The 20,316-nt window shown below is 68.2% G+C and carries 21 protein-coding genes and 1 tRNA gene; 10 read left to right on the plus strand and 12 right to left on the minus strand.

Going from position 1 to position 20,316, the window contains the following annotated elements:
* Positions 1-245 precede the first annotated feature (245 nt).
* Both mtaB and dapF read right to left on the minus strand, forming a co-directional pair.
* A complete protein-coding gene (gene mtaB / locus I7S92_RS08570; protein ID WP_197643087.1) occupies positions 246-1,508 on the minus strand; it encodes a tRNA (N(6)-L-threonylcarbamoyladenosine(37)-C(2))-methylthiotransferase MtaB in 1,263 nt (420 codons plus the stop codon).
* Positions 1,505-2,344 (minus strand): diaminopimelate epimerase, encoded by an 840-nt coding sequence (gene dapF / locus I7S92_RS08575; protein ID WP_197643088.1) that lies wholly within the window; start codon positions 2,342-2,344, stop codon positions 1,505-1,507. Before dapF ends, mtaB begins: the two co-directional genes overlap by 4 nt.
* Positions 2,345-2,439: 95 nt before the next feature.
* Here dapF and I7S92_RS08580 point away from each other — a divergent pair.
* Positions 2,440-2,515: transfer RNA gene (locus I7S92_RS08580), tRNA-Lys, on the plus strand.
* A 53-nt stretch (positions 2,516-2,568) separates the two neighbouring features.
* Here the strand turns inward: I7S92_RS08580 and I7S92_RS08585 are convergent.
* Positions 2,569-3,273 carry a winged helix-turn-helix domain-containing protein gene (locus I7S92_RS08585; RefSeq protein WP_197643089.1) on the minus strand — a complete coding sequence of 235 codons (705 nt, stop codon included), beginning with the start codon at positions 3,271-3,273 and terminating at the stop codon, positions 2,569-2,571.
* Complete coding sequence (locus tag I7S92_RS08590) at positions 3,245-3,529, minus strand: hypothetical protein (protein WP_197643090.1); 285 nt, start codon at positions 3,527-3,529, stop codon at positions 3,245-3,247. Before I7S92_RS08590 ends, I7S92_RS08585 begins: the two co-directional genes overlap by 29 nt.
* A 221-nt stretch (positions 3,530-3,750) precedes the next feature.
* On the opposite strand from I7S92_RS08590, the gene I7S92_RS08595 reads away from it, so the two are divergent.
* From I7S92_RS08595 to I7S92_RS08605, 3 genes are all read left to right on the plus strand, one after another.
* Positions 3,751-4,218 carry a hypothetical protein gene (locus I7S92_RS08595; RefSeq protein WP_197643091.1) on the plus strand — a complete coding sequence of 156 codons (468 nt, stop codon included), beginning with the start codon at positions 3,751-3,753 and terminating at the stop codon, positions 4,216-4,218.
* 106 nt (positions 4,219-4,324) lie between these two features.
* Complete coding sequence (rnhB, locus tag I7S92_RS08600; RefSeq protein WP_197643092.1) at positions 4,325-4,957, plus strand: ribonuclease HII; 633 nt, start codon at positions 4,325-4,327, stop codon at positions 4,955-4,957.
* Between the two features lie 88 nt (positions 4,958-5,045).
* Entirely contained in the window at positions 5,046-6,164 is a 1,119-nt protein-coding gene (locus I7S92_RS08605; RefSeq protein WP_197643093.1) for a site-specific DNA-methyltransferase, read from the plus strand.
* Positions 6,165-6,225: 61 nt separating this feature from the next.
* Here I7S92_RS08605 and I7S92_RS08610 read toward each other — a convergent pair whose 3' ends face one another.
* Genes I7S92_RS08610 through I7S92_RS08620 form a run of 3 tightly spaced genes read right to left on the minus strand, consistent with a single transcriptional unit; the run spans position 6,226 to position 9,829 of the window.
* Positions 6,226-8,091: a GtrA family protein gene (locus tag I7S92_RS08610; protein WP_197643094.1), complete on the minus strand. Its 1,866-nt coding sequence runs from the start codon at positions 8,089-8,091 to the stop codon at positions 6,226-6,228.
* Positions 8,092-8,098: 7 nt separating this feature from the next.
* Entirely contained in the window at positions 8,099-8,824 is a 726-nt protein-coding gene (locus tag I7S92_RS08615; RefSeq protein ID WP_197643095.1) for a class I SAM-dependent methyltransferase, read from the minus strand.
* A complete protein-coding gene (locus tag I7S92_RS08620; RefSeq protein WP_197643096.1) occupies positions 8,825-9,829 on the minus strand; it encodes a glycosyltransferase family 2 protein in 1,005 nt (334 codons plus the stop codon).
* 165 nt (positions 9,830-9,994) lie between these two features.
* Here I7S92_RS08620 and I7S92_RS08625 point away from each other — a divergent pair, with 165 nt between their 5' ends.
* Positions 9,995-11,539: an acetolactate synthase large subunit gene (locus I7S92_RS08625; RefSeq protein WP_197643097.1), complete on the plus strand. Its 1,545-nt coding sequence runs from the start codon at positions 9,995-9,997 to the stop codon at positions 11,537-11,539.
* Positions 11,540-11,852: 313 nt separating this feature from the next.
* Here I7S92_RS08625 and I7S92_RS08630 read toward each other — a convergent pair whose 3' ends face one another.
* Together I7S92_RS08630 and I7S92_RS08635 are read right to left on the minus strand one after the other, a co-directional pair.
* On the minus strand, positions 11,853-12,965 hold the full coding sequence (locus tag I7S92_RS08630; protein WP_197643098.1) for an alkane 1-monooxygenase: 1,113 nt from the start codon (positions 12,963-12,965) through the stop codon (positions 11,853-11,855).
* Between the two features lie 90 nt (positions 12,966-13,055).
* Positions 13,056-14,093, minus strand: coding sequence for an A/G-specific adenine glycosylase (locus tag I7S92_RS08635; RefSeq protein WP_197643099.1), 1,038 nt, complete (start codon positions 14,091-14,093; stop codon positions 13,056-13,058).
* A gap of 121 nt (positions 14,094-14,214) precedes the next feature.
* Between I7S92_RS08635 and I7S92_RS08640 the strand changes: the two genes are divergently transcribed.
* From I7S92_RS08640 to I7S92_RS08650, 3 genes are read left to right on the plus strand one after another with little or no spacing between them, the layout of a single operon-like run.
* Positions 14,215-14,751, plus strand: coding sequence for a DUF721 domain-containing protein (locus I7S92_RS08640; protein WP_197643100.1), 537 nt, complete (start codon positions 14,215-14,217; stop codon positions 14,749-14,751).
* A gap of 26 nt (positions 14,752-14,777) precedes the next feature.
* A complete protein-coding gene (locus tag I7S92_RS08645; protein ID WP_242070134.1) occupies positions 14,778-15,377 on the plus strand; it encodes a DsbA family protein in 600 nt (199 codons plus the stop codon).
* On the plus strand, positions 15,377-16,516 hold the full coding sequence (locus I7S92_RS08650; RefSeq protein WP_197643102.1) for a CaiB/BaiF CoA transferase family protein: 1,140 nt from the start codon (positions 15,377-15,379) through the stop codon (positions 16,514-16,516). The genes I7S92_RS08645 and I7S92_RS08650 overlap by 1 nt, the downstream gene beginning before the upstream one ends.
* Before the next feature lie 25 nt (positions 16,517-16,541).
* On the opposite strand, the gene lpxK is transcribed toward I7S92_RS08650, so the two are convergent.
* Genes lpxK through I7S92_RS08665 form a run of 3 tightly spaced genes read right to left on the minus strand, consistent with a single transcriptional unit; the run spans position 16,542 to position 18,970 of the window.
* Entirely contained in the window at positions 16,542-17,528 is a 987-nt protein-coding gene (gene lpxK / locus I7S92_RS08655; protein WP_197643103.1) for a tetraacyldisaccharide 4'-kinase, read from the minus strand.
* Positions 17,528-18,721, minus strand: a complete 1,194-nt coding sequence (locus I7S92_RS08660) for a 3-deoxy-D-manno-octulosonic acid transferase (protein ID WP_197643104.1) — start codon at positions 18,719-18,721, stop codon at positions 17,528-17,530. Before I7S92_RS08660 ends, lpxK begins: the two co-directional genes overlap by 1 nt.
* A 3-nt stretch (positions 18,722-18,724) precedes the next feature.
* Positions 18,725-18,970: a DUF4170 domain-containing protein gene (locus I7S92_RS08665; protein ID WP_197643105.1), complete on the minus strand. Its 246-nt coding sequence runs from the start codon at positions 18,968-18,970 to the stop codon at positions 18,725-18,727.
* 158 nt (positions 18,971-19,128) lie between these two features.
* Between I7S92_RS08665 and I7S92_RS08670 the strand changes: the two genes are divergently transcribed.
* Positions 19,129-20,007, plus strand: a complete 879-nt coding sequence (locus I7S92_RS08670; protein WP_197643106.1) for an SPFH domain-containing protein — start codon at positions 19,129-19,131, stop codon at positions 20,005-20,007.
* Position 20,008: 1 nt separating this feature from the next.
* Positions 20,009-20,290 carry an NfeD family protein gene (locus tag I7S92_RS08675; RefSeq protein WP_197643107.1) on the plus strand — a complete coding sequence of 94 codons (282 nt, stop codon included), beginning with the start codon at positions 20,009-20,011 and terminating at the stop codon, positions 20,288-20,290.
* Positions 20,291-20,316: the final 26 nt, after the last annotated feature.

Below are 20,316 nucleotides of genomic sequence, written 5' to 3' on the forward strand. Positions count from 1 at the left end.
TTTGGCGGGCGAAGCACCCCCAACGCCCGAGCCGGTTGGCCGCAGGCCAGAGACGAGAGAAATGGCTCGCGCGCCAGCACTCGATTTCCGAAGCGCCCCTACCCACACGCCGCCGAAGACCCGCACCCCTTTCCCCAGGGTCAGGTCACGGGCAAGCAGGTACTGCAAGAGTAAAGGAACCCCTAACGCTCGCCGACAACCTATTGATTTCGCTGAACTCGAAACCCCGCCACGCGTGGACAGCCTCAGGCCGACAACCGCGCCCCGTCATGCCCGGCAATCCGGACCTCCAGGATCGCCCCCTCCGGCTGATCCGCCGCGAAGGCGACCTCCGCGAACCCCTCGGTCCGCCCGACCCGGCTCCCCTCGGTCAGCACCCGATGCACCCGCCCGACCTGCCCCGCCAGATGCTCCCCCAGCACCCGGGCCCCCAAGCTGCGCAACCGCGCCGCCCGTTCCTTTATCTCCGGCCCCCGGACCTGCGGCATCCGCGCCGCCGGGGTGCCCTTACGGGGCGAGAAGGGGAAGACATGCAGGAAGGTCAGCCCGCACTCCTCGACCAGATCCAGGCTTTGCTGGAACATCGCCTCCGTCTCGGTCGGGAACCCCGCAATGATGTCCGCCCCGAAGACCATCTCCGGACGCGAGGCCTTCACCTCCCGGCAGAACCGGATCGCATCGTCCCTGAGGTGCCGCCGCTTCATCCGCTTCAGGATCAGATCGTCCCCTGCCTGCAACGACAGGTGCAGGTGCGGCATCAGCCGCGGCTCGGTCGCGATCGCCTCGATCAGCGCCGGGTCCGCCTCGATGGAATCGATCGACGAAATCCTCAAGCGAGGCACCGTGGTCAGCTTCAGGATCCGCCGCACCAGATCGCCCAGCCGCGGCTCTCCCGGCAGGTCGGCCCCCCAGGAGGTCAGGTCCACGCCCGTCAGCACCACTTCGTTGAAGCCGCGGTCCACCAGCCGGTTGATCTGCTCCACCACCACCCCCGCCGGAACCGAGCGGGAATTTCCCCGCCCGAAGGGGATGATGCAGAAGGTGCAGCGATGGTCGCAGCCGTTCTGGACCTGGACATAGGCCCGGTGCCGCCCGAAACCGTCGATCAGATGCCCCGCCGTCTCGCGGACCGACATGATGTCGTCGACCTGCACCCGCTCGGTCTCGCCGATCAGGTCGGGGGCGGCGAGGCCCTTCCAGGTCTCGGCCTGCATCTTCTCGTGGTTGCCGACGACCCGCGTCACCTCGGGCATGGCGGCGAAGGTCTCGGGCTCGGTCTGGGCCGCACAGCCGGTCACGATGATCGCCGCGCCGGGATTTTCGCGCGCCAGCCGCCGGACCTCCTGCTTGGCCTTCCGTACCGCCTCGCCGGTCACCGCGCAGGTGTTGACGATCACGGCCTGGCCCAGGCCGGCGGCCGCCGCAAGTTCCTTCATCGCCTCGGTCTCATAGGCATTCAGCCGGCAGCCAAGGGTCGCGAAGACCGGGGGTTTCGTGGCCTCGTTCATCGGTGCGCCGCCACGAACCCGGGCGAAAGCACCCCGTCGAACACCCGCGCCACCGGGCCGGTCAGCCAGACGCCATCCTCGCGCCAGTCGACCTCCAGCGTGCCGCCATCCGCCTCCAGCACCACATGCCGCCCGGTCAGGCCCCGCAGATGCGCCGCCACGGCCGTGGCACAGGCCCCCGAGCCGCAGGCGAGCGTGATTCCCGTCCCCCGCTCCCACACCCGCATCCGCAGGTGGTCGGGGCCGATCAGCGAGGCGAACTCGACATTCGTGCGCTGCGGGAAGAGGGGGTCACGTTCATGCCCCGGCCCGACACCGGCAAGGTCCACCGCCTCGGCATCGGGGACGAAGCGGATGCAATGCGGGTTGCCCATGCCGATCGCCACCGGATCGCCCGCAAGGGGCAGGTGCAGGGTATCGACCGCCTGCGCCAGCGGCACCTCGCGCCAATCGCGCTGGGGGGGTCCCATGTTCACGGAGACTCGTCCATCCGCCAGCCGCTCGGCCCGCAACGTCCCGCGCGCGGTGACCAGCGTCACCCGGTCCACCCCCAGCCCGCGCATCACATGGTCGGAGACGCAGCGCGTCGCGTTGCCGCAAGCCCCGGCCTGAGAGCCGTCGCTGTTCCAGAACACCAACCCGAAATCGGCGCTGTCCGAGGTAGTGATCTCGGCCAGCTGGTCGAAGCCCACGCCGCGATTCCGGTCGCCGATGGCCCGGGCAAGGCCGGGCGTCATCACCGCCCCGCGCCCGCGCGAGTCGATCACCACGAAGTCGTTGCCCGCACCGTGCATTTTCATGAACGGCAGGCCGGATTGCGAGAGACTATCCATCATGCCCCGGCATATACGCCCAAGCTCCAAGTTTTGCCAGTGCCGCACGTTTTTGCCCTTGACCCCCGCCACGGGCGTCACTAATCAGCCGCCTCGTGGGGCCGGTAGCTCAGTTGGTAGAGCAGCTGACTTTTAATCAGCGGGTCACAGGTTCGAATCCTGTCCGGCTCACCACCCACGCCAAAAGGCCCGGGTCTCGCGATCCGGCCTTTTGCATTTTGGGGCTGTCAGATCATCTTGATCGTATCCTTGCCCACCGCCAGCACATAGCCGCGGCGGGCGATGGTCTTGACCAGAAGCTCGGACACCAGTTGGTTGCCAAGCGCGTCGCGCAGGCGCTTGACCCGGGTCGCGCCGGCGGCTTCTTCGCAGTCGGATTCGTTGCGACCGGAAATCACCGCCTCGATCTGGGCGCCGGTCAGGACCTCGTCGTCCATCCGTGCCTCGGCCAGGACGGAAAGCGTCTCGAGCGCGGCCTCGGTCAGCTGGAACTCCATGTCGTTGATATAGACCGCCCTCGCCTCGCGGCTGATCATCAGGCTGGCGACCTGGATGCCCGCGCGCTGGATCGCCGAGATCCGGCGGTTCAGGGCCACGATCATCACCAGGAAGACGAGCGCGGCAATCAGCATGGCGGTCGAAAACAGCAACAGCACGAAGATCACCATGCGGTAGCTGGTCAGCACCTCGGAAAAGGCGGTGCCGGACTGGGCCAGGATCTCCAGCAGCTTGATCTCGGCGCCGGTGGTCAGGTCATTGTTCTCGACGAACAGCCGTTCGACGCGCGCGTTGAAGGCGTTGGCGTCGGGCAGGTTCAGGAACAGGAACAGAGCTGCGGCCAGCAGGATCAGGACGATGGCGGCAATTCCGAAGGCAACCACGCGGTTGCCGGCCTTGAGACTGTCAGTAACGGAGGAAGTAGGCTCCGGCACTCGCTTTCCTTTCCTCAAGCCCTTCGGGGCCGAATGTGGACAGAACGGTCAGCAAGGTCCAGCCATCGGCGGCCAGCCTGGGCGCAAGTTCGCCTTCGGCGGCGCCGGGGCTGCAATTGCCGTCCGACACTTGCGCCACACCGTAATGCAGCTTGAGGGGCTCGTCACGCTTGGCCTTGTAATCGGCGTAGCATTCCGCCGCAGCCGGGCCGGCGAGGACCAGGGCAAGGGCGGCGGAAAGAAGCAGTCGGGTCATGTTCGGCTCCGGGTTGGGGCGGCTGGCCCCGATGCGGCGAAGATGCTCGCGGATTCGCTGATATTCAATATCATGGCGATTTTTCCGGCGCTGCTATGGGATAACAGTCGCAGCATGGGCGGGTGTTATGCCCTAGCGCCGGGGCGATATTGCTTACGTCGGGATCTCGGCGCGAGGCTTGATCGACAGGTCGCAGGACCGCAAGCCAGAAGGAGGCCGCCATGACCCCGATGTTCCGCAGCGCCGCCGTTCGCATCGCCTCGCATGGGGTGGCCGAGCGTGGCATCCAGCCCCGCCGCTTTGCCAGCGCCCTGACCGCCGGGGCGCTTGCCCTGGCGCTGGTCCTGGGGGCGGCGATCCCGGCGAAGGCCGACAAGAAGGATGACCTGACCAAGGCGCTGATCGCGGCGCTGGTGGTGGGCGCCATCGCACATGAGCTGAAAGACGACGACAGGCCCGGCAAGGCGCATTCCGTGAAGCGACCGCGCGTGCCGGCGGTCTGCGCCATCTCGATCGACGGGGCGCAGCGGTCGGTCACCCTGTTCTCCGAACATTGCATGCGGCGCGAGGGATTCGATTACCGCCTGCCGCGCGACTGCGCCAACCGGGCCCGGATCTTCGGCCGCGACGACCGGGTCTACAGCGCCGAATGCCTGCGCGACGCGGGCTTCCGCGTCACGGGGCGCTGAGGGAACAGGGCGGGGTTGCCCTTGACCCCGCCCGCTTTGGGGGACGGAGGGGTGAGCAGCCTTCGTCCCCCTTTTTCCGCGCGCGCATCCACGCTAGTGCTGCCATATGGCGCGCATCCCTCCCAGCTTCCTGCATGAGACCGAAATCCTCTCTCGTGGCATTGTCCGCGTGGTGGGTGTGGACGAGGCCGGTCGCGGCCCGCTGGCCGGGCCGGTGACGGCCGCGGCGGTGCGGCTGGACCCGGCGCGGATCCCGAAGGGGCTGGACGATTCCAAGGTCCTGCCCGCAGCAAGGCGCGAGGCCCTGTTCGTCGAGATCATGGAACTGGCCGAGGTCAGCGTCGCCCATGCCACGGTCGAGGAGATCGACCAGCTGAACATCCTGCGCGCCAGCCACCTGGCGATGGAGCGGGCGGTGGCGGCACTTTCGGCGGACCATGCGCTGATCGACGGCAACATGATTCCGCGCGGACTGGCCTGCGCGGCGACCGCGATCGTGAAGGGCGACGCGCTGTGCCTGTCGATCGCGGCGGCCTCGATCGTGGCCAAGGTGACGCGGGACCGGATCATGGTGGATTTGGCGCAACAGCACCCCGGCTATGGCTGGGAAACCAACGCCGGATACCCGACGCCCGACCATCTGACCGCGCTTCTAGATCTTGGCGTGACCCCTTGGCATAGGCGTTCGTTCAGGCCCGTCCACAATATCTTGTATCAAGATGTTTCTGTAACCTCTTGATTCAAAAAAGAATTTGACGCCGAATCGGCTCTGACTCATGCTTTGGCACAACATCGGCACACCAGATGCCGGGCGCAGAGGCAGAGACATGACGACCAGAACGACCGCGGCGGAAACGCTTCCGCTGAACCAGATCCTTGCGGGTGACTGCGTGGAGGTGATGAACTCCCTCCCGGCGGGCTCCGTCGATCTGATCTTCGCCGACCCGCCCTACAATCTGCAGCTGCGCGGCGATCTGCACCGGCCCGACAACTCCAAGGTCGACGCGGTGGACGATCATTGGGACCAGTTCTCCAGCTTCGCGGCCTACGACTCCTTCACCCGCGACTGGCTGGCGGCGGCGAAGCGGGTGCTGAAGCCGAACGGGGCGATCTGGGTGATCGGCAGCTATCACAACGTCTTCCGCCTGGGGGCCGAGTTGCAGAACCAGGGCTTCTGGCTGCTGAACGACGTGGTCTGGCGCAAGTCGAACCCGATGCCGAACTTCAAGGGCAAGCGGCTGACCAACGCGCATGAGACGCTGATCTGGGCCAGCCGCGACGAGTCGGCCAAGTACACCTTCAACTACGAGGCGCTGAAGGCGCTGAACGAAGGCGTGCAGATGCGGTCGGACTGGGTGATCCCGCTGTGCACCGGGCACGAGCGGCTGAAGGACGAGAACGGCGACAAGGCGCATCCGACGCAGAAGCCCGAGGCCTTGCTGCACCGGGTGATCGTGGCGACGACCAATCCGGGCGACGTGGTCCTGGACCCGTTCTTCGGCACCGGCACGACGGGCGCGGTCGCCAAGATGCTGGGCCGCGACTTCATCGGGATCGAGCGCGAGGAAGCCTATCGCAAGGTCGCCCTGGAGCGGGTCGAACGCGTGCGGCGCTTCGACGCCTCGGCGCTGGAGGTCACCGGCTCGAAACGCGCGGAACCCCGCGTGCCCTTCGGCCAGGTGGTCGAACGCGGCATGCTGCGGCCGGGCGAGGAGCTGTTCTCGATCGGCAACCGCTTCAAGGCCAAGGTTCGCGCCGACGGCACGCTGATCGGCAACGACGTCAAGGGCTCGATCCACCAGGTCGGCGCGGCGCTGGAGGGGGCGCCTTCGTGCAACGGCTGGACCTACTGGCACTTCAAGCGCGACGGCAAGATGGTGCCCATCGACCTTTTGCGCCAGCAGATTCGCGCCGAGATGGAGGCCGACGTCAGCCGCCCGCATTGAACATACGGAACACGCCTGTCCCCTGGACCGCCTGGGGGACACCTTGACCCCCGCCGTGATGTCACGGCGGGGTTTTTTCAGTGTGGCGCAGGAAATACAGGAAACGCCCGGTGGCTGCGACCTGCCTGTATTCGGCCAGGATCGGGGGCCAGGCCGGATTCCCGGCCATGAAGGCGAGCCAGTCGAAGCCGGGCCGGTCGAAATAACCCGAACTGCGGTCGACGATCATCAGCTGGGGCCGGTTGCGCTTCATGTCGCGGAGGATGTCGCTGCGATTGCGGGCCGCGATCCGGCGCAGGGGCTCGCAATGGTCAGGCGCGACCCGGCACTCGGGCGTCTCCAGCCGGTTGATCGCGCCGGGCACCAGCCATTGCGAAGAATACCCGCTGGCCCAACTGGTCCCGAGCGCCAGCGCCACTGGAGGGCCGGTATAGACATGGCTGCTGAGGGTGATCACGCCGTCGAAGGGCCCGAGACCCTCCACAGCCGCGACGATTTCGGTTACGGCCGGGTAGCGGTAGAACCCTTTCTGCACACCACCCAGCCAGACCGCCAGCACGGTGACGAGTGACAGGACAGCCTGAGCCGTTGCAACGCGTGAGCGCAGCAAAATCAAGCAGCAGGCGATGGAGGAAAAGGCCAGGAACGGAACCTTGTGGTAGCTGAACCCGGTGCCCTGCAACAGGTACGAGGCCAGGCCGCCTGCGGCGAGGGCGGCAAAGACCCGCGCCGGACGATCCATGCCTTGACGGCGCCATGCAACTGCAAACGTCAGGACCACCAGACCCAGCAGGATGTCGATGCGGGACAGGACGGTGAACAGTGACTTGGCATAGGCACCGTAGACCTGCAGCGCAAGGGCGACGGTATCGGTGAAATAGGCCGGATGCTGCACCCGGACGAAGGCGATGTAGGCGAGGCCCGCCAACAGGAAAACCAGATTGGCGGGCGCGAGAACCGGGCGGAGCGAGCGGCGTTCAATGCAGTTCAGTGCAGTTACAGCAAGAGGCAGCAGAACGAAGTGCGGCTTCAGGCACATGCCCACAGCGGCGAACAGCGCGCTGGCCAGCGTGCTCGCCCGTGTCGCGCCGCGCGGCAGGGCTTCGGTCAGGGCCCAGGGCAGGAAGCTCAGGACCAGGGTCTGGTCGCGCTGACCCAAACCGTTCAGCGAGGGGAGCATGACGGCAAGGAAAGTGACCACAAGAAGCAGCGCCCTTTGGCCCTGCGTCAGCCCGCCGTCCCGGCGCAGCAGTGCTGCGGACCAGGTCAGGCTGGCGAAAAGCAGTAACGCCACGGCGAGGTAATGCCCGTTCGTGTCGCTCACCCCAAGCGCATCGGCGATCCACAGCGTCGGCAAGGTGAGATAGAAATTCAGCGGCGGATTGACCTCCACCAGGTCGGTATAGAGCTCCGCCCCCGCCTGCCAGGCCCGCGAGGCAACCAGATACCAGGCGACATCATGGTTCGCGGGCCGGTCCCAGAACACCGCCGCAACCGCCAGCGCCAGCAATGCGCAGAGCATCAGATCGCCCAGAGGGAGCGGCACGGCCTCCCCGTGCCCATCGAATACCCAGAACCGCATCGCCAGATAGCTTGCGGCCGGGACCACAAGCGCGACGGCTGCCATGACAACCGGCAGGCCAAGACCCAGGACCGTAGTCCCCAGCGCGACGGTCGCGCTGCTGGTGGCCAACGCCAGAATGGCCTGCACCGCGAAGCGCAGGAATTGCGGGATCGAGGCCGCCCGCCGCGAAAAGGTGAAGCGGGCATGGCCGAAGTAGGACAGGAGGACCGAGGCAAGGAAGCCTGCGAGATTGGCCCCCTGCGGCTGGAACCCAAGCACAGCCCCGGCGGCCAGCGCGACCAGCACATGCGCAAGTGTGGCGAGGCCGCCCACCCCGCCGAAGCGGATCAGCTGGCCCAGCATTGCCCGTTCACGCCTTCTCCAGCACGGCCGCGAGTGAGAGGCCGACCGGCAGGCGCACCCGGCCGAGAAGGTGACGCTCGACCCCGAAGATGCGGGCGAGGACCGCGTTGGCCCAACCGGCGGGCATCTGGTCGTCCGGCACCTCACTGCCGGTCAGCCGCTTTGCCGCCCGCGCCGCGACGGCCAGCGGAAAGAGGAAGAAGTTGAAATAGCTGGCATAGCAAACCCTCAGCCCGGCCTTCTGCGCCGCTGCGTCCAGGCTGGCCTTGGTATAGCGCCGGAAATGGTGGTGCCTCACGTCATGGCCCGACCAGAGGAAGGGGAAGGCCGGGACCGTCACCAGAAGCTTGCCGCCCTCGCCCAGGCGGCCGCCAAGCGCGGCCAGTGAAGCGACGTCGTCCTCGACATGCTCCAGCACGTCGAAAAGGCCGATCAGATCATAGCGCCGATCGTCGAAGGGGAGGATGTCGGGCAGGGCCCCGAAGGGGATGTTCAGGCCGGATTTCTCGACCGCCTTCTGGCGCGCGGGCTCATGGAATTCGAACGCGTCGACCTGTCCGAACCGGCGCAGCATCTGCAGGTTGCCGCCGCTGCCACAGCCGGCCTCGAGGATGCGGGCCGGGCGCTTGCCCAAGGTGCGGTCGATCAGGCTTTCGATGATCGCGCGGCGGGCGACGAACCACCAGTGGCGCGATTCCAGTTCGTTCATGCGGTCGTAGACGACATGTTCCATTCAGGCCTCGGCGGATTCGGCGATGTGGTGCGATCGCACGACGTAAAGCGGGCGCTGGCGGACCTCGGTGTAGATGCGGCCGACATATTCGCCGATGATGCCCAGCGCGAACATGTTCATGCCGCCGAAGACCAGGATCAGGATCACGGTCGAGGCATAGCCGGGCACGTCGATCCCGAACACCAGGGTGCGGACGAAGAGGGCCAGCGAGTAGACCAGCGAGACCAGCGCCATCAGCATGCCGACATAAGTCCAGATCCGCAGCGGCACCGTGGTCGAGGAGAAGATCGCATCGAGCGCCAGTTTGGCGAGCTTCCAGTAGGACCATTGCGTCTCGCCCGCGGCGCGGGCGGGGCGGTCATAGAGGACTTCCTCGGTCTCGAAGCCGACCCAGGAGAACAGCGCCTTGTTGCAGCGCGAGCGTTCGCCGAGCTGGCGGATCGCCTGCACCACCTCGCGGTCCATGAGGCGGAAGTCGCCGACGTCGCGCGGGATCGGGCGTTCGGCCATGGCGTTGAACAGGCGGTAGAAGGCCCCGGCCGAGCGCGACTTCAGCCAGCTGTCCCCGTCGCGCCGGTTGCGCCGGGCGTTGACGATCTTCGCCCCGTCCAGCCAGCGCCGGATCATCAGCAGGATGACCTCGGGCGGGTCCTGCAGGTCGACGTCCAGCGGAATCACCGCATCCCCCGCAGCATGGTGGAGACCGGCGGTCAGCGCGGCCTCTTTCCCGAAGTTGCGCGACAGGTTCAGAAGCGAGATGCCGGGCCGCCTTTCCGCCTCGGCCAGGATCAGCCGCTCGGTCCTGTCGCGGCTGCCGTCGTTGACGAAGAGGATGTCGATACGGGCAAGGGGGCTTGCCTCCTCGATCACCGGGGAGAGCCGTGCGAGGAACAGCGCGATGCTGGCCTCCTCGTTGTAGACGGGCACGATCAGCGTCACGCGGCGCAGGGCCGGGGCTGTCGCCTCGCGCCGTTCCGTGTCGAACTGGATAACCTTTGGTCCCATTGCGCGGCCTTGCCATTCACCTGCCCCAAGGAAGCGTTTCCAGAACGGCAAAAATATGGCGGACCGGGGGAGATTGAGTGATCGGGCCGCAAGGCGGCCGGGGTTGCGCCACGGGACGCGGACTGCCAAGGAGGGAGCGGCGATCACGAAGCGGAGGGGCAAAGGATGAACGGCGCGGAAACCCTGGTGAAGACCCTGCTGGCCAGTGGCGTTCGGGTCTGCTTCGCCAATCCCGGCACCTCGGAGATGCATTTCGTCGCCGCGCTCGACCGCCATCCCGACCTGCGCTGCATCCTCTGCCTGTTCGAGGGCGGGGTCTCGGGCGCGGCGGACGGCTATTTCCGCATGTCGGGAGAGGTGGCGGCGACCTTGTTGCACCTTGCGCCCGGCTTCGGCAATGCCGTCGCCAACCTCCACAATGCGCGCAAGGCGCAAAGCGGGGTGCTGAACGTGATGGGGGATCACGCGGACTATCACCTGCGGTTCGAGGCCCCGCTCAAGGGCGATACGGCCGGGATCAGCCAGGCGGTCTCGCACTGGACCCGTGTCTGTTCGCAGCCGGGGCGAGTGGCGACGGACGCGGCCGATGCGATCCAGGCGGCGCGCGGCGGGAATGGCCAGATCGCGACGCTGATCCTGCCCGCCAACATGGCCTGGGACCGGGCCGAGGGACATGCGGTGGCGCCGCTGCCGGTGCCGCTGCGCCGCCCGTCACGGGAAGAGGTGGGGGCCGCCGCCCGCGCCCTGCGCCAACCCGGCGCGATCCTGCTGCTGGATGGCCCCGCGCTGTGGTCGGACCTTGGGCTGCTGGCGAAACGGCTGACCAAGGCGGCGGGCGCGCGGCTGATGCAGCCCTTCTTCGCCGCCCGCTTCCGCCGGGGGGCGGGGTCGGTGGCGGTCGAGCGGATGGCCTACCGGATCGAGGACAACCTTGCCCTGCTCCACGGCGCCCCGGCGCTGGTCCTGTGCGGCACCACGCGGCCCGCCGGGTTCTTCGCCTATCCCGGCCGCCCCTCGACCCCCGATGACCCGGATACCCGCCTGATCGACCTGTGCGGCCGCGACATGGACATCGGCTGGACCCTGCGCGCCCTGGCCGAGGAGATCGGCGAGGCGGACCTCGGGCCGGGGGATTTCACCGCCCTCTCGCTGCCACCCCTGCCCGATGGCCTGCTGACGCTGGAGAAACTGGGCCAGTCCATCGCCGCGCTGCTGCCCGAGGAGGCGATCATCGTGGACGAGGGGATCACCGCCTCGGGTCACCTCGCCCCGGCCCTGAAGCAGGCGCGCGGGCATGACGTGCTGACGATCACCGGCGGGTCGATCGGCTTTGGCCTGCCCAATGCCGTGGGTGCCGCCGTGGCCTGCCCGGAGCGCAAGGTCGTGGTGCTGGAGGGCGACGGGTCTGGGATGTACACCCTGCAGTCGCTGTGGACCATGGCACGCGAGGGGCTGGACGTGACCACGGTGATCTTCGCCAACCGGGGCTACCAGATCCTGCGCGAGGAGCTGGCGGCGATGGGAGTGAACGAGGTCGGCCGCAACGCCAGCCAGATGTTCGACGTCGAGGGCCCCCGACTGGACTGGGTGGCGCTGGCGCAGGGCCACGGGGTGCGGGCGGTGCGGGTGGAGGACATGGCCGGCTTCAACGCCGCCTTCGCCGAGGCGATGGGCCAGCGCGGCCCCCGCCTGATCGAGGTCCTGTGCTGAAACCGGACAGCACCGGGGCGCCCTCCAGGCGATGCCCTGCACACCCAATCGGGTCCGGCATCCTGCGCAACGGCTGGTCGGCGCGGCCTGCGTCAATGTTGGCGTCGTCATATGCTCGAAATCCGGCCTTTCTGTCACCAGTCGGCTGGGTTCGGTCACCGATCACCCTGGACGAACCGTACGCCGCCCGGCGCACATGGCTTCGACCGCGCGCTGCTCTGGGTGGCCCGCTGCCGAAAGGCTCCGCCGGGGCCGGCACGGTGGGCGGTTGACCCGCTTTGGCGGGACCCCAGCCGGCCCCCGCGCGACGCAGCTAGGCGACCGGGTTCAGCGCCTTGTTGTAGGGATGCCAGTCGGTGATGTCGGGGTAATGCCGTTTGCGCCAGGCCTTTACCCTGGGGTTCATCACCCGCTTCCACAGGGGCGGCACCATCGCGGCCATCGCCATCAGCGGATAGCCAAAGGGCAGCTGCGGCGCCTGGGCCTTGGGATAGGTCTGCAACAGCGGAAAACGGCGATCCGGCTTGTAGTGGTGATCCGAATGGCGCTGCAGGTTGATCAGCAGCCAGTTCGAGGCCCGATGCTCGGCGTTCCAGCTGTGGTGCGGCAGGACATGTTCGTATTTCGCGGCGCCGAGATGACGGCGGGTCAGGCCGTAATGCTCGATATAATTCACCAGCTCCAGCTGCCAGATCGCGGCGCAGGCCTGCACCAGGAACAGGCCCAGCCCCGACCGGCCGCCAAGGGCCAGCGCCAGCGCCAGCATCGCCGCCTGCAGCGCGCCGTAGCGCCAGAAGGGATTCGCCCGGTGCCACCAGGGCAGCCCCCGACGCGCCAGCATCGCCGCCTCGGCCCGCCAGGCAGAGGGCGGGCATTGCCGCAGGACGCGGGGAAAGAAGCGGTGGAACCCCTCGTTATAGCGTGCGGTCACCGGATCGCGCGGGGTGCCGACGTGGACATGGTGGACGCGAAGATGCTCGGACCGGAAATGCGAGTAGAGGACCGTGGCCAGCAGCAGGTCGGCCAGCAGGCGCTCCAGCCGCGATTTCTGGTGCATCAGCTCATGCGCGTAATTGATGCCGATGGTCCCTGAAAGGACGCCCATGCCGAAGAACAGCCCGATGCTCTCGCCCGTTCCCAGATGCGCGGCGCGCGGGACATACCACAGCATCGCGAGCAGGAGCGTGAACTGGACCGGGAACCAGACCAGCGTTACCGCCCGGTGCCAGAGCAGCGCGGAGTCGTCGGTCTGCGGGTCGGGATTTTCCCGATTCGGCGTGGTCACCGCATCCAGAAGCGTGAAGAGCCACCAGGTCGAGAGCGGCAGCAGCGCGATCGTCCAGCCGCCGAAGACCATGCCCAGCACCGCCAGGGGCGGCAGGCACAGCGACAGCCAGAACGGCAGGGCTGAGGGCAGACGGCTCATGCGGGTACACTAACGGCCCGCCTCCTGTCGCGGAAGGGCCACGACGCCGCAGACAGGGCCACAGGAGGAACTATATACTGAAGATTTCAATCAAATGCCGGACCGAGCCAGATCCCAGGCCTTGCGCATCACGGTGGGCAGGTCGGCCGGGCGAAAATCGGCGCGGCTGATCCAGTCGCCCCTTTGCGCGGCCCCATCCACCCGCCCCACGAGGACCCGAAGGATCAGGTGGAAATGGGTGAAGGTATGGCGCACCTCGCCCACCTCCTGCCAGTCGGCCGCGGCAGGCGCCTCGCCCCCGGACCCATCCCAGCCATCGCCCGGCAGGCCCAGCATCCCGCCCAGCAGCCCGCGCTCGGCCCGCCGTTCCAGCAGCACGGCGCCGTCGCGATGTCCGAGCCAGACCCTGCCCCGCCGCAGGGGCTTGTCCGCTTTGGGCGTCTTGCGCGGCAGTTCGGCCTGCATCCCGGCCGCGCGGGCGGCGCAGGCGTGGGTCCAGGGGCAGATCCCGCAGGCCGGGTTGCGCGGCGTGCAGATCGTCGCGCCAAGATCCATCACCGCCTGCGCGTGATCGCCCGGCCGGTCGAGCGATGTCAGCCGCCCGGCCAGCGCAACCAGTCCGGGCTTGGCGGCGGGCAGCGGCGTTTCGACCAGGAACATGCGGGACATCACCCGCTCGACATTGCCGTCGACCACGGTCGCCGCTTCGTCGAAGGCGATCGCGGCGATGGCGCTGGCGGTGTAGGGGCCGATGCCCGGCAGGGTCAGCAACCCGGCGCGGCTGTCCGGGAAGAGGCCGCCATGATCCGCGACCACGGCACGGGCGCATTTCAAGAGGTTCCGGGCGCGGGCATAATAGCCAAGACCCGCCCATTCCCCCATCACCGCCGCATCCTCGGCCGCCGCGAGCTCCGTAACCGTCGGCCAGCGCGCGGTGAAGCGGTGGAAATAGTCCTTCACCGCCGCCACCGTGGTCTGTTGCAGCATCACTTCGGACAGCCAGACGCGATAGGGGTCCGGCCGCAGCCCCGCGGCCCGGTCCGCAGGCGACACGCGCCAGGGCATCACCCTTGCGTGGCGGTCGTACCAGGCCAGAAGCTGCGTGGTAAGGTCGGGATCGGTCTGCATCGCGCCTGAACATAGCCATCCCCCGGCCCGCGACCAGCCCCCTCCGGGCGTCACGCGATCTTTATGGGCTGAAACGCAATGCTCTCTGGCGGGAGACGCGGGCTGCGATAGAATGTCGGAAATGGCGCGCAAACCACTCCCCTCTCCGTCCAGTGAACACCGCATGCGCGGGTTCGAGCCTGCTTTCGGGCTGATGAGGGACACCGTCCGCGCCGCCGGGGAATCGCGAGGCTTCGCCGTCGCGCGCCTTCTCACCCACTGGACCGAGGTCGCGGGCGAGGACATGGCCGGCAAGACCCGGCCGGTGAAGATCGGCTACGGCAAGGGCGGCATGGGCGCCACGCTGACACTCCTGGTCCGGGCGGCCGAGGCGCCGATGGTGCAGATGGCCCTGCCGGTGCTGAAGGAGCGGGTGAACGCCGTCTACGGCTATGCCGCGATCAGCCATATCCACCTGACGCAAACCGCCGCCACCGGCTTTGCCGAGGGCCGGGCCGAGTTCACGCCCGCCCCGAAGGCGGTGGCCACACCCGACCCCGCCACGCAAGCCCTCGCCCGCAGCACGGCCGAGGGAATCGCCGATCCCGGATTGCGCGGCGCACTTGAACAGCTGGCGCAAAACATCTTAACTCGCCCGCGCATGAAGAAGGACGCCTGACGATGCTGAAACTGAACCGCCGCGCGATGATCGCCCTTGCTGCGGCCGCCACGGCCGCCCTCACGCCCGCGCTGGCGCAGGAGGCCGCCCCCGCGACCGAGGCGCCCGGAGACTTCTCGCTGGGCTCGCCCGACGCGCCGGTGAAGATCGTCGAATATGCCAGCTACACCTGCCCGCATTGCGCCGACTTCCACAAGGCGGCCTTCAAGAACCTGAAGTCGGAGTACATCGACACCGGCAAGGTCCACTTCACCCTGCGCGAGGTCTATTTCGACCGCTACGGCCTGTGGGCGGCCATGGTCGCCCGCTGTGGCGGGGAGATGCGCTATTTCGGCATCCACGACATGCTGTTCGACCAGCAGCAGGACTGGGCGGCCGCGCCGGATCCGACCGCGGTGGTGAACAAGCTCAAGACCATCGGACTTTCGGCCGGGCTGGACCAGGCGACGCTGGACGCCTGCCTGAACGACCAGGCCAAGGCCGAGGCGCTGATCAAGCAGTTCGAGGCCAACATGGCCGCCGACGGGGTCTCGGGTACGCCGACGATCTTTGTCAATGGCACCAAGCACTCGAACATGGCCTATGCCGATCTGAAGGCGCTGATCGACGCCGAGCTGGCGAAATAATGGCCGCGCCGCTGGAGGGGATCCGCGTCATCGAACTGGCGCGCATCCTGGCCGGACCCTGGGCCGGGCAGACGCTGGCCGACCTGGGCGCGGACGTGATCAAGGTCGAGGCGCCCGAGGGCGACGACACCCGCCGCTGGGGTCCCCCCTTCATCGAGGCGGAAGGCGAGAGGACCGCCGCCTATTTCCACGCCGCGAACCGGGGCAAGCGGTCGATCACCTGCGATTTCCGCACCCCCGAGGGGCAGGAGGTCGTCCGGCGGCTGGTCGCCGACGCGGATGTGGTGATCGAGAACTTCAAGGTCGGCGGGTTGGCGAAATACGGTCTCGACTGGGAGAGCCTGCGCCGGGTGAACCCCCGGCTGATCTACTGCTCGATCACCGGCTTCGGCCAGACCGGCCCCTATGCCCACCGCGCCGGCTATGATTTCATCATCCAGGGCATGTCCGGGCTGATGAGCGTCACCGGCCCCGCCGACGGCCAGCCGCAGAAGGTGGGCGTCGCGGTGACGGATGTGTTCACCGGGGTCTATGCCGCCACCGCGATCCTGGCCGCACTCGTCCAGCGCGGCACGACCGGAGAGGGCCAGCAGATCGACATGGCGCTGCTGGACGTGGCCACCGGCATCATGGCGAACCAGGCGATGAACTACCTCGCCTCGGGCAAGGCCCCCGGCTTGATGGGGAATGCGCATCCGAACCTGGCCCCCTATGCGGTCTTCGACTGCAAGGACGGCTGGCTGATCCTGGCGACCGGGAACGACGGCCAGTATCAGCGCCTGTGCGGTATCCTGGGGCTGCAGGACATGGCGACGGATGCCAGGTTCCTGACCAACGCCGACCGCATTGCCCACCGGGAGGAGATGACCGAAAGGATCACCGCTGCGACCCGGACCTGGGCGAAGGCCGATCTCCTGGCCGCCTGCGAGGCCGAGGGCGTTCCTGCCGGGCCGATCAACGACATGGCCGAGGTCTTCGCCGATCCGCAGGTCGTGGCACGGGGGATGCAGATCGCGCCGGAAGGGCTGCCCGGCGTCCGCAGCCCGATGTCCTTCTCGGGGGCGGAGCTGGCGCTGGACCGCCCGGCGCCCCGGCTGGGCCAGCATCGGGACGAGGTGTTGGGGAAGCTCCAAGCCTAAAATTTTTCGTCGAAAAATTTTAGGCTTACAATCCCAGCCGGTCGAATGCGGCGTCCAGCGCCGACCAGTCGGCGACCCGCAGCCGCACCACCAGCGTCAGCACCTTCGGCCGCCAGGCCGGGGGCAGTCGGGCCGCGTCCTTCTCGGTCGTGACCAGTTGCGCGCCCGCCGCCACCGCCTCGGCCTCCAGGCGGCGCAGCAGGGTTTCCGACAGCATCTCGTGATCCGCCAGGGCCTCGCCACGGACCAGTTCGGCCCCCTCGCCGCGCAGAGTGGCGAAGAATCGCGACGGATCGGCGATCCCGGCGAAGGCCAGCACCCGTTGCCCCTGCCAGTCCATCCCCATCGGCAAAGGCTCCAGCCGTCCGGCCAGCCGAGGCACAGCGACCGCCCCGCTCCAGATCGCGCCGAAACGGGCCTGCGCCGCCTCGTCCCCGATCGTCAGCACCAGATCCGCCCGGGCCAGCCCGACCCCGACCGGCTCGCGCAGCGGACCGGCCGGAATGCAGCGGTCGTTGCCGAAGCCCTTGGCGGCATCCACCACCACCAGCCCCAGCGAGGGCACCACCGAGGGGTTCTGGAACCCGTCGTCCAGCAGGATCACCCGCGCCCCCGCCGCCTCGGCCGCCCGCACACCTGCCGCCCGGTCCTTGGCAACCCAGACCGGCGCAAAGGCCGAAAGGAGCAACGGCTCGTCCCCTACCTCCTCGGCCCGGTGCGTCGCCGTGACCTGCACCGGCCCCTCCAGCCGCCCGCCATGGCCCCGGCTGACCACATGCGCCGCATGGCCGCGCGCCGCCAGCCGCTCGACCAGGGCGATCACCGTGGGCGTCTTGCCCGCGCCGCCCGCGACCAGATTGCCGACGCAGAGCACCGGAACCGCAGGCCGGTAGCCCGACTGTTTCAGCCGCCGCGCCGTCGCGGCCGCATATAGCCAGCCCAGAGGGGACAGCAGGCGGGGCAGCAGCCCCGGCCGGTCGGGCCTGCGCCACCAGAAGCCGGGCGCGCGCATCAGCCGCCGTCCAGGATGTTGCGCAGGCGGTTCAGCACGCCCTCGGTCACTTCCGCGCCGTCGCTGGCCAGGGCCCAGGCGGCATGCGCCAGCCGCGCCGCCCGGTCGGGGGCCAGGAGATCGCCCAGCGCGTCGCCCAGATCATTGGCCGAGGCCACGGCCCGGGTTCCCCGCACCGCGCCCAGCCGGCCGAAGAGCGGCCCATAGCCCCCCATCCGCGGCCCGTGCAGGATCGCCGATCCCAGCGCGGCCGGCTCCATCGGCGAGCGCAGCGGGCCTTTGCTCGTGAGGCTGCCACCCAGATAGCAGACCGGGGCAAGCCGATACCACAACCCGTACTCCGCCGCATTGTCGACGATGAACACCTCGACTTCCGGCTCCGGCTCCTCGTCCAGCGACCGCTGGGCGACCACCCAACCTTCGGCTGCCTCCATCTGCACGGCCAGCGTGGCGGAACGCGAGGGGTCGGCCGGCATCAGGATCATCAGCAGCCGGTGCGAATGCTGCAGCGCCATGCGATGCGCCTGGATCACCGCCGCCTCCTCGGCCTCGGGGATGCCCGCCGCGAACCAGACCGGGCGCGATGCGACCATCTTCGCCAGCGCCGCGCGTTCGGCCTCGAGGCAGGGCAGGACGGGATTGTCCTCCATCATCCGCCCCGTCACCGCCACTGCGGACAGCGCCGCCCCGGCCTTGCGGAAGGCGCGCGCCGCGGCTTCGTCCACCGCCGCGACATGCTGGAAACGCGACAGGGCCGAGCGCATCAGCCCCGGATACCAGCCGTCCCGTTCGCGCAGGAAGGTGGGGGCGCGGGCATTGACCAGAAGCATGGGAATGGCGCGCTCGGCGGCCTCGTGCAGGATTGCGGGGCGCAACTCGCCTTCCGAAAAGACGGCGGCTTCGGGTCGCCAGTGGTCAAGAAAGGCCCGCGCCTCGGACGGCGTGTCGGGCGGCGGGGGTTGCAGGATCACCCCGGCGCGCTGCGGCAGCGCCGCCGGACAGGTCAGAAGCACGGCAACCCCGTCCTCTTCGACCAGCCGCCCGGCCAGCGCGAGCATCGCCGGAGCCGCCGCCTCGCCCGGCGCGTGCAGCCAGACCAGGCGCCCGGCCGGACGCCTGGGCCGGGCGGCCTCGGCACCCGGTTCCCGGCGCTGGCCGAGGTTGTACAGCGTCAGACCCAGCGAGGCGGGCATGGATCAGGCGCCCAGCTCCTCGGTCGGGGAGCCCGACCTGGCCTCATCCCGCAGGCGGTGGATATGGGCGATGAAATAGCGCATGTGGGCATTGTCCACGGTGCGCTGCGCCTCGGCCTTCCAGGCGCTGAAGGCGGTCTCGTAGTTCGGGAACATGCCGACGATATGGATCTTCGACACGTCCCGGAAGACATTGACTTGCGGGTCGACAAGCTCGCCCCCGAAGACAAGGTGCAGGCGCTGGGTCATTTCGGGCTCCGTTCAAGGGATCGCGGCGAACCTATCCGCTTCGCCGGTCAGGGGGAAGATGCCGGGCAGACAAGGCGCTCGGGACTTGCGCTGATGGGGATGTCGCGCGAGATTGAGGCAGGCGCAGGACGCGCAGATATTTCAAGAAGGGGGTTTTCATGGATTACCAGGATCTGGTCGGCTGGCCGCTGGTCTATATCTTTATCGCCCTGTTCATCATCCTCAGCATTTTCCTGGGGGTCCGCATCGTGCCGCAATCGGAAAAGCACGTCGTGGAACGCTTCGGCCGGCTGCGGTCGGTGCTGGGGCCGGGGATCAACTTCGTCGTGCCCTTCCTGGACCGGGTGGCGCACAAGGTCTCGGTCCTGGAACGGCAGCTGCCGAATGCCAGCCAGGATGCGATCACCGCCGACAACGTGCTGGTGAAGGTCGAGACCAGCGTCTTCTACCGCGTGACCGAGCCGGAAAAGACCGTTTACCGCATCCGGGACGTGGATGGCGCGATTGCGACCACGGTCGCGGGGATCGTGCGGAGCGAGATCGGCAAGCTGGAGCTGGACCAGGTCCAGTCGAACCGCGCCCAGCTGATCGAGCGGGTGCGCGAACAGGTGACGGTGATGGTCGACGACTGGGGAGTGGAGGTGACGCGGGCCGAGATCCTGGACGTCAACCTCGATGAGGCGACGCGGGCCGCGATGTTGCAGCAGCTGAACGCCGAACGCGCGCGGCGGGCGCAGGTCATGGAGGCCGAGGGCCGCAAGCGCGCGGTGGAGCTGGCCGCCGACGCCGAGCTTTACGCCGCCGAGCAGCAGGCGAAGGCCAAGCGGGTGACGGCGGACGCCGAGGCCTATGCGACGGGCGTGATCGCCGAGACGATCAAGGAAAGCGGGCTGGAAGCGGCGCAATACCAGGTCGCGCTGAAGCAGGTCGAGGCGATGCAGGCCATCGCCTCGGGTCAGGGCAAGCAGACTATCCTGGTGCCGGCCAACCTGCTGGAGGCCTTCGGGGATGCGTTCAAGATGCTGAAAGGACGGTAGGATGCTGCACGATCTGGCGGGAACCTGGTGGGCTTGGGTCGTCCTTGGCTTCGCCCTCGGCGTACTGGAGATCCTGGCGCCGGGCTATATCTTCCTGGGCTTCGCGATCGGGGCGGTCCTCACCGGGATTCTTGTTGGCATCGGCATCCCGGCCGGGTTGCCCGCGCTGATCCTGATCTTCGCGGTGGCCTCGGTCGCGGCCTGGCTGATCCTGCGCCGGACCATGGGGGTCCGGCAAGGTCAGGTGAAGATCTGGGACCGGGATATCAACGACAATCCCTGAGGCATGCCGTGGGGTGCGCTACAGCG

It is taken from the genome of Tabrizicola soli (genome assembly GCF_015999335.1).
GTDB classification, from domain to species: Bacteria; Pseudomonadota; Alphaproteobacteria; order Rhodobacterales; family Rhodobacteraceae; genus Tabrizicola; species Tabrizicola soli.

Coding starts and splice junctions, on each gene's coding strand:
- mtaB (WP_197643087.1), bottom strand. CDS start 1,508: ATGAACGAGGCCACGAAACCCCCGGTCTTCGCGACCCTTGGCTGCCGG.
- dapF (WP_197643088.1), bottom strand. CDS start 2,344: ATGATGGATAGTCTCTCGCAATCCGGCCTGCCGTTCATGAAAATGCAC.
- I7S92_RS08590 (WP_197643090.1), bottom strand. CDS start 3,529: ATGACCCGACTGCTTCTTTCCGCCGCCCTTGCCCTGGTCCTCGCCGGC.
- I7S92_RS08595 (WP_197643091.1), top strand. CDS start 3,751: ATGACCCCGATGTTCCGCAGCGCCGCCGTTCGCATCGCCTCGCATGGG.
- rnhB (WP_197643092.1), top strand. CDS start 4,325: ATGGCGCGCATCCCTCCCAGCTTCCTGCATGAGACCGAAATCCTCTCT.
- I7S92_RS08605 (WP_197643093.1), top strand. CDS start 5,046: ATGACGACCAGAACGACCGCGGCGGAAACGCTTCCGCTGAACCAGATC.
- I7S92_RS08610 (WP_197643094.1), bottom strand. CDS start 8,091: ATGCTGGGCCAGCTGATCCGCTTCGGCGGGGTGGGCGGCCTCGCCACA.
- I7S92_RS08615 (WP_197643095.1), bottom strand. CDS start 8,824: ATGGAACATGTCGTCTACGACCGCATGAACGAACTGGAATCGCGCCAC.
- I7S92_RS08620 (WP_197643096.1), bottom strand. CDS start 9,829: ATGGGACCAAAGGTTATCCAGTTCGACACGGAACGGCGCGAGGCGACA.
- I7S92_RS08625 (WP_197643097.1), top strand. CDS start 9,995: ATGAACGGCGCGGAAACCCTGGTGAAGACCCTGCTGGCCAGTGGCGTT.
- I7S92_RS08630 (WP_197643098.1), bottom strand. CDS start 12,965: ATGAGCCGTCTGCCCTCAGCCCTGCCGTTCTGGCTGTCGCTGTGCCTG.
- I7S92_RS08635 (WP_197643099.1), bottom strand. CDS start 14,093: ATGCAGACCGATCCCGACCTTACCACGCAGCTTCTGGCCTGGTACGAC.
- I7S92_RS08640 (WP_197643100.1), top strand. CDS start 14,215: ATGGCGCGCAAACCACTCCCCTCTCCGTCCAGTGAACACCGCATGCGC.
- I7S92_RS08645 (WP_242070134.1), top strand. CDS start 14,778: ATGATCGCCCTTGCTGCGGCCGCCACGGCCGCCCTCACGCCCGCGCTG.
- I7S92_RS08650 (WP_197643102.1), top strand. CDS start 15,377: ATGGCCGCGCCGCTGGAGGGGATCCGCGTCATCGAACTGGCGCGCATC.
- lpxK (WP_197643103.1), bottom strand. CDS start 17,528: ATGCGCGCGCCCGGCTTCTGGTGGCGCAGGCCCGACCGGCCGGGGCTG.
- I7S92_RS08660 (WP_197643104.1), bottom strand. CDS start 18,721: ATGCCCGCCTCGCTGGGTCTGACGCTGTACAACCTCGGCCAGCGCCGG.
- I7S92_RS08665 (WP_197643105.1), bottom strand. CDS start 18,970: ATGACCCAGCGCCTGCACCTTGTCTTCGGGGGCGAGCTTGTCGACCCG.
- I7S92_RS08670 (WP_197643106.1), top strand. CDS start 19,129: ATGGATTACCAGGATCTGGTCGGCTGGCCGCTGGTCTATATCTTTATC.
- I7S92_RS08675 (WP_197643107.1), top strand. CDS start 20,009: ATGCTGCACGATCTGGCGGGAACCTGGTGGGCTTGGGTCGTCCTTGGC.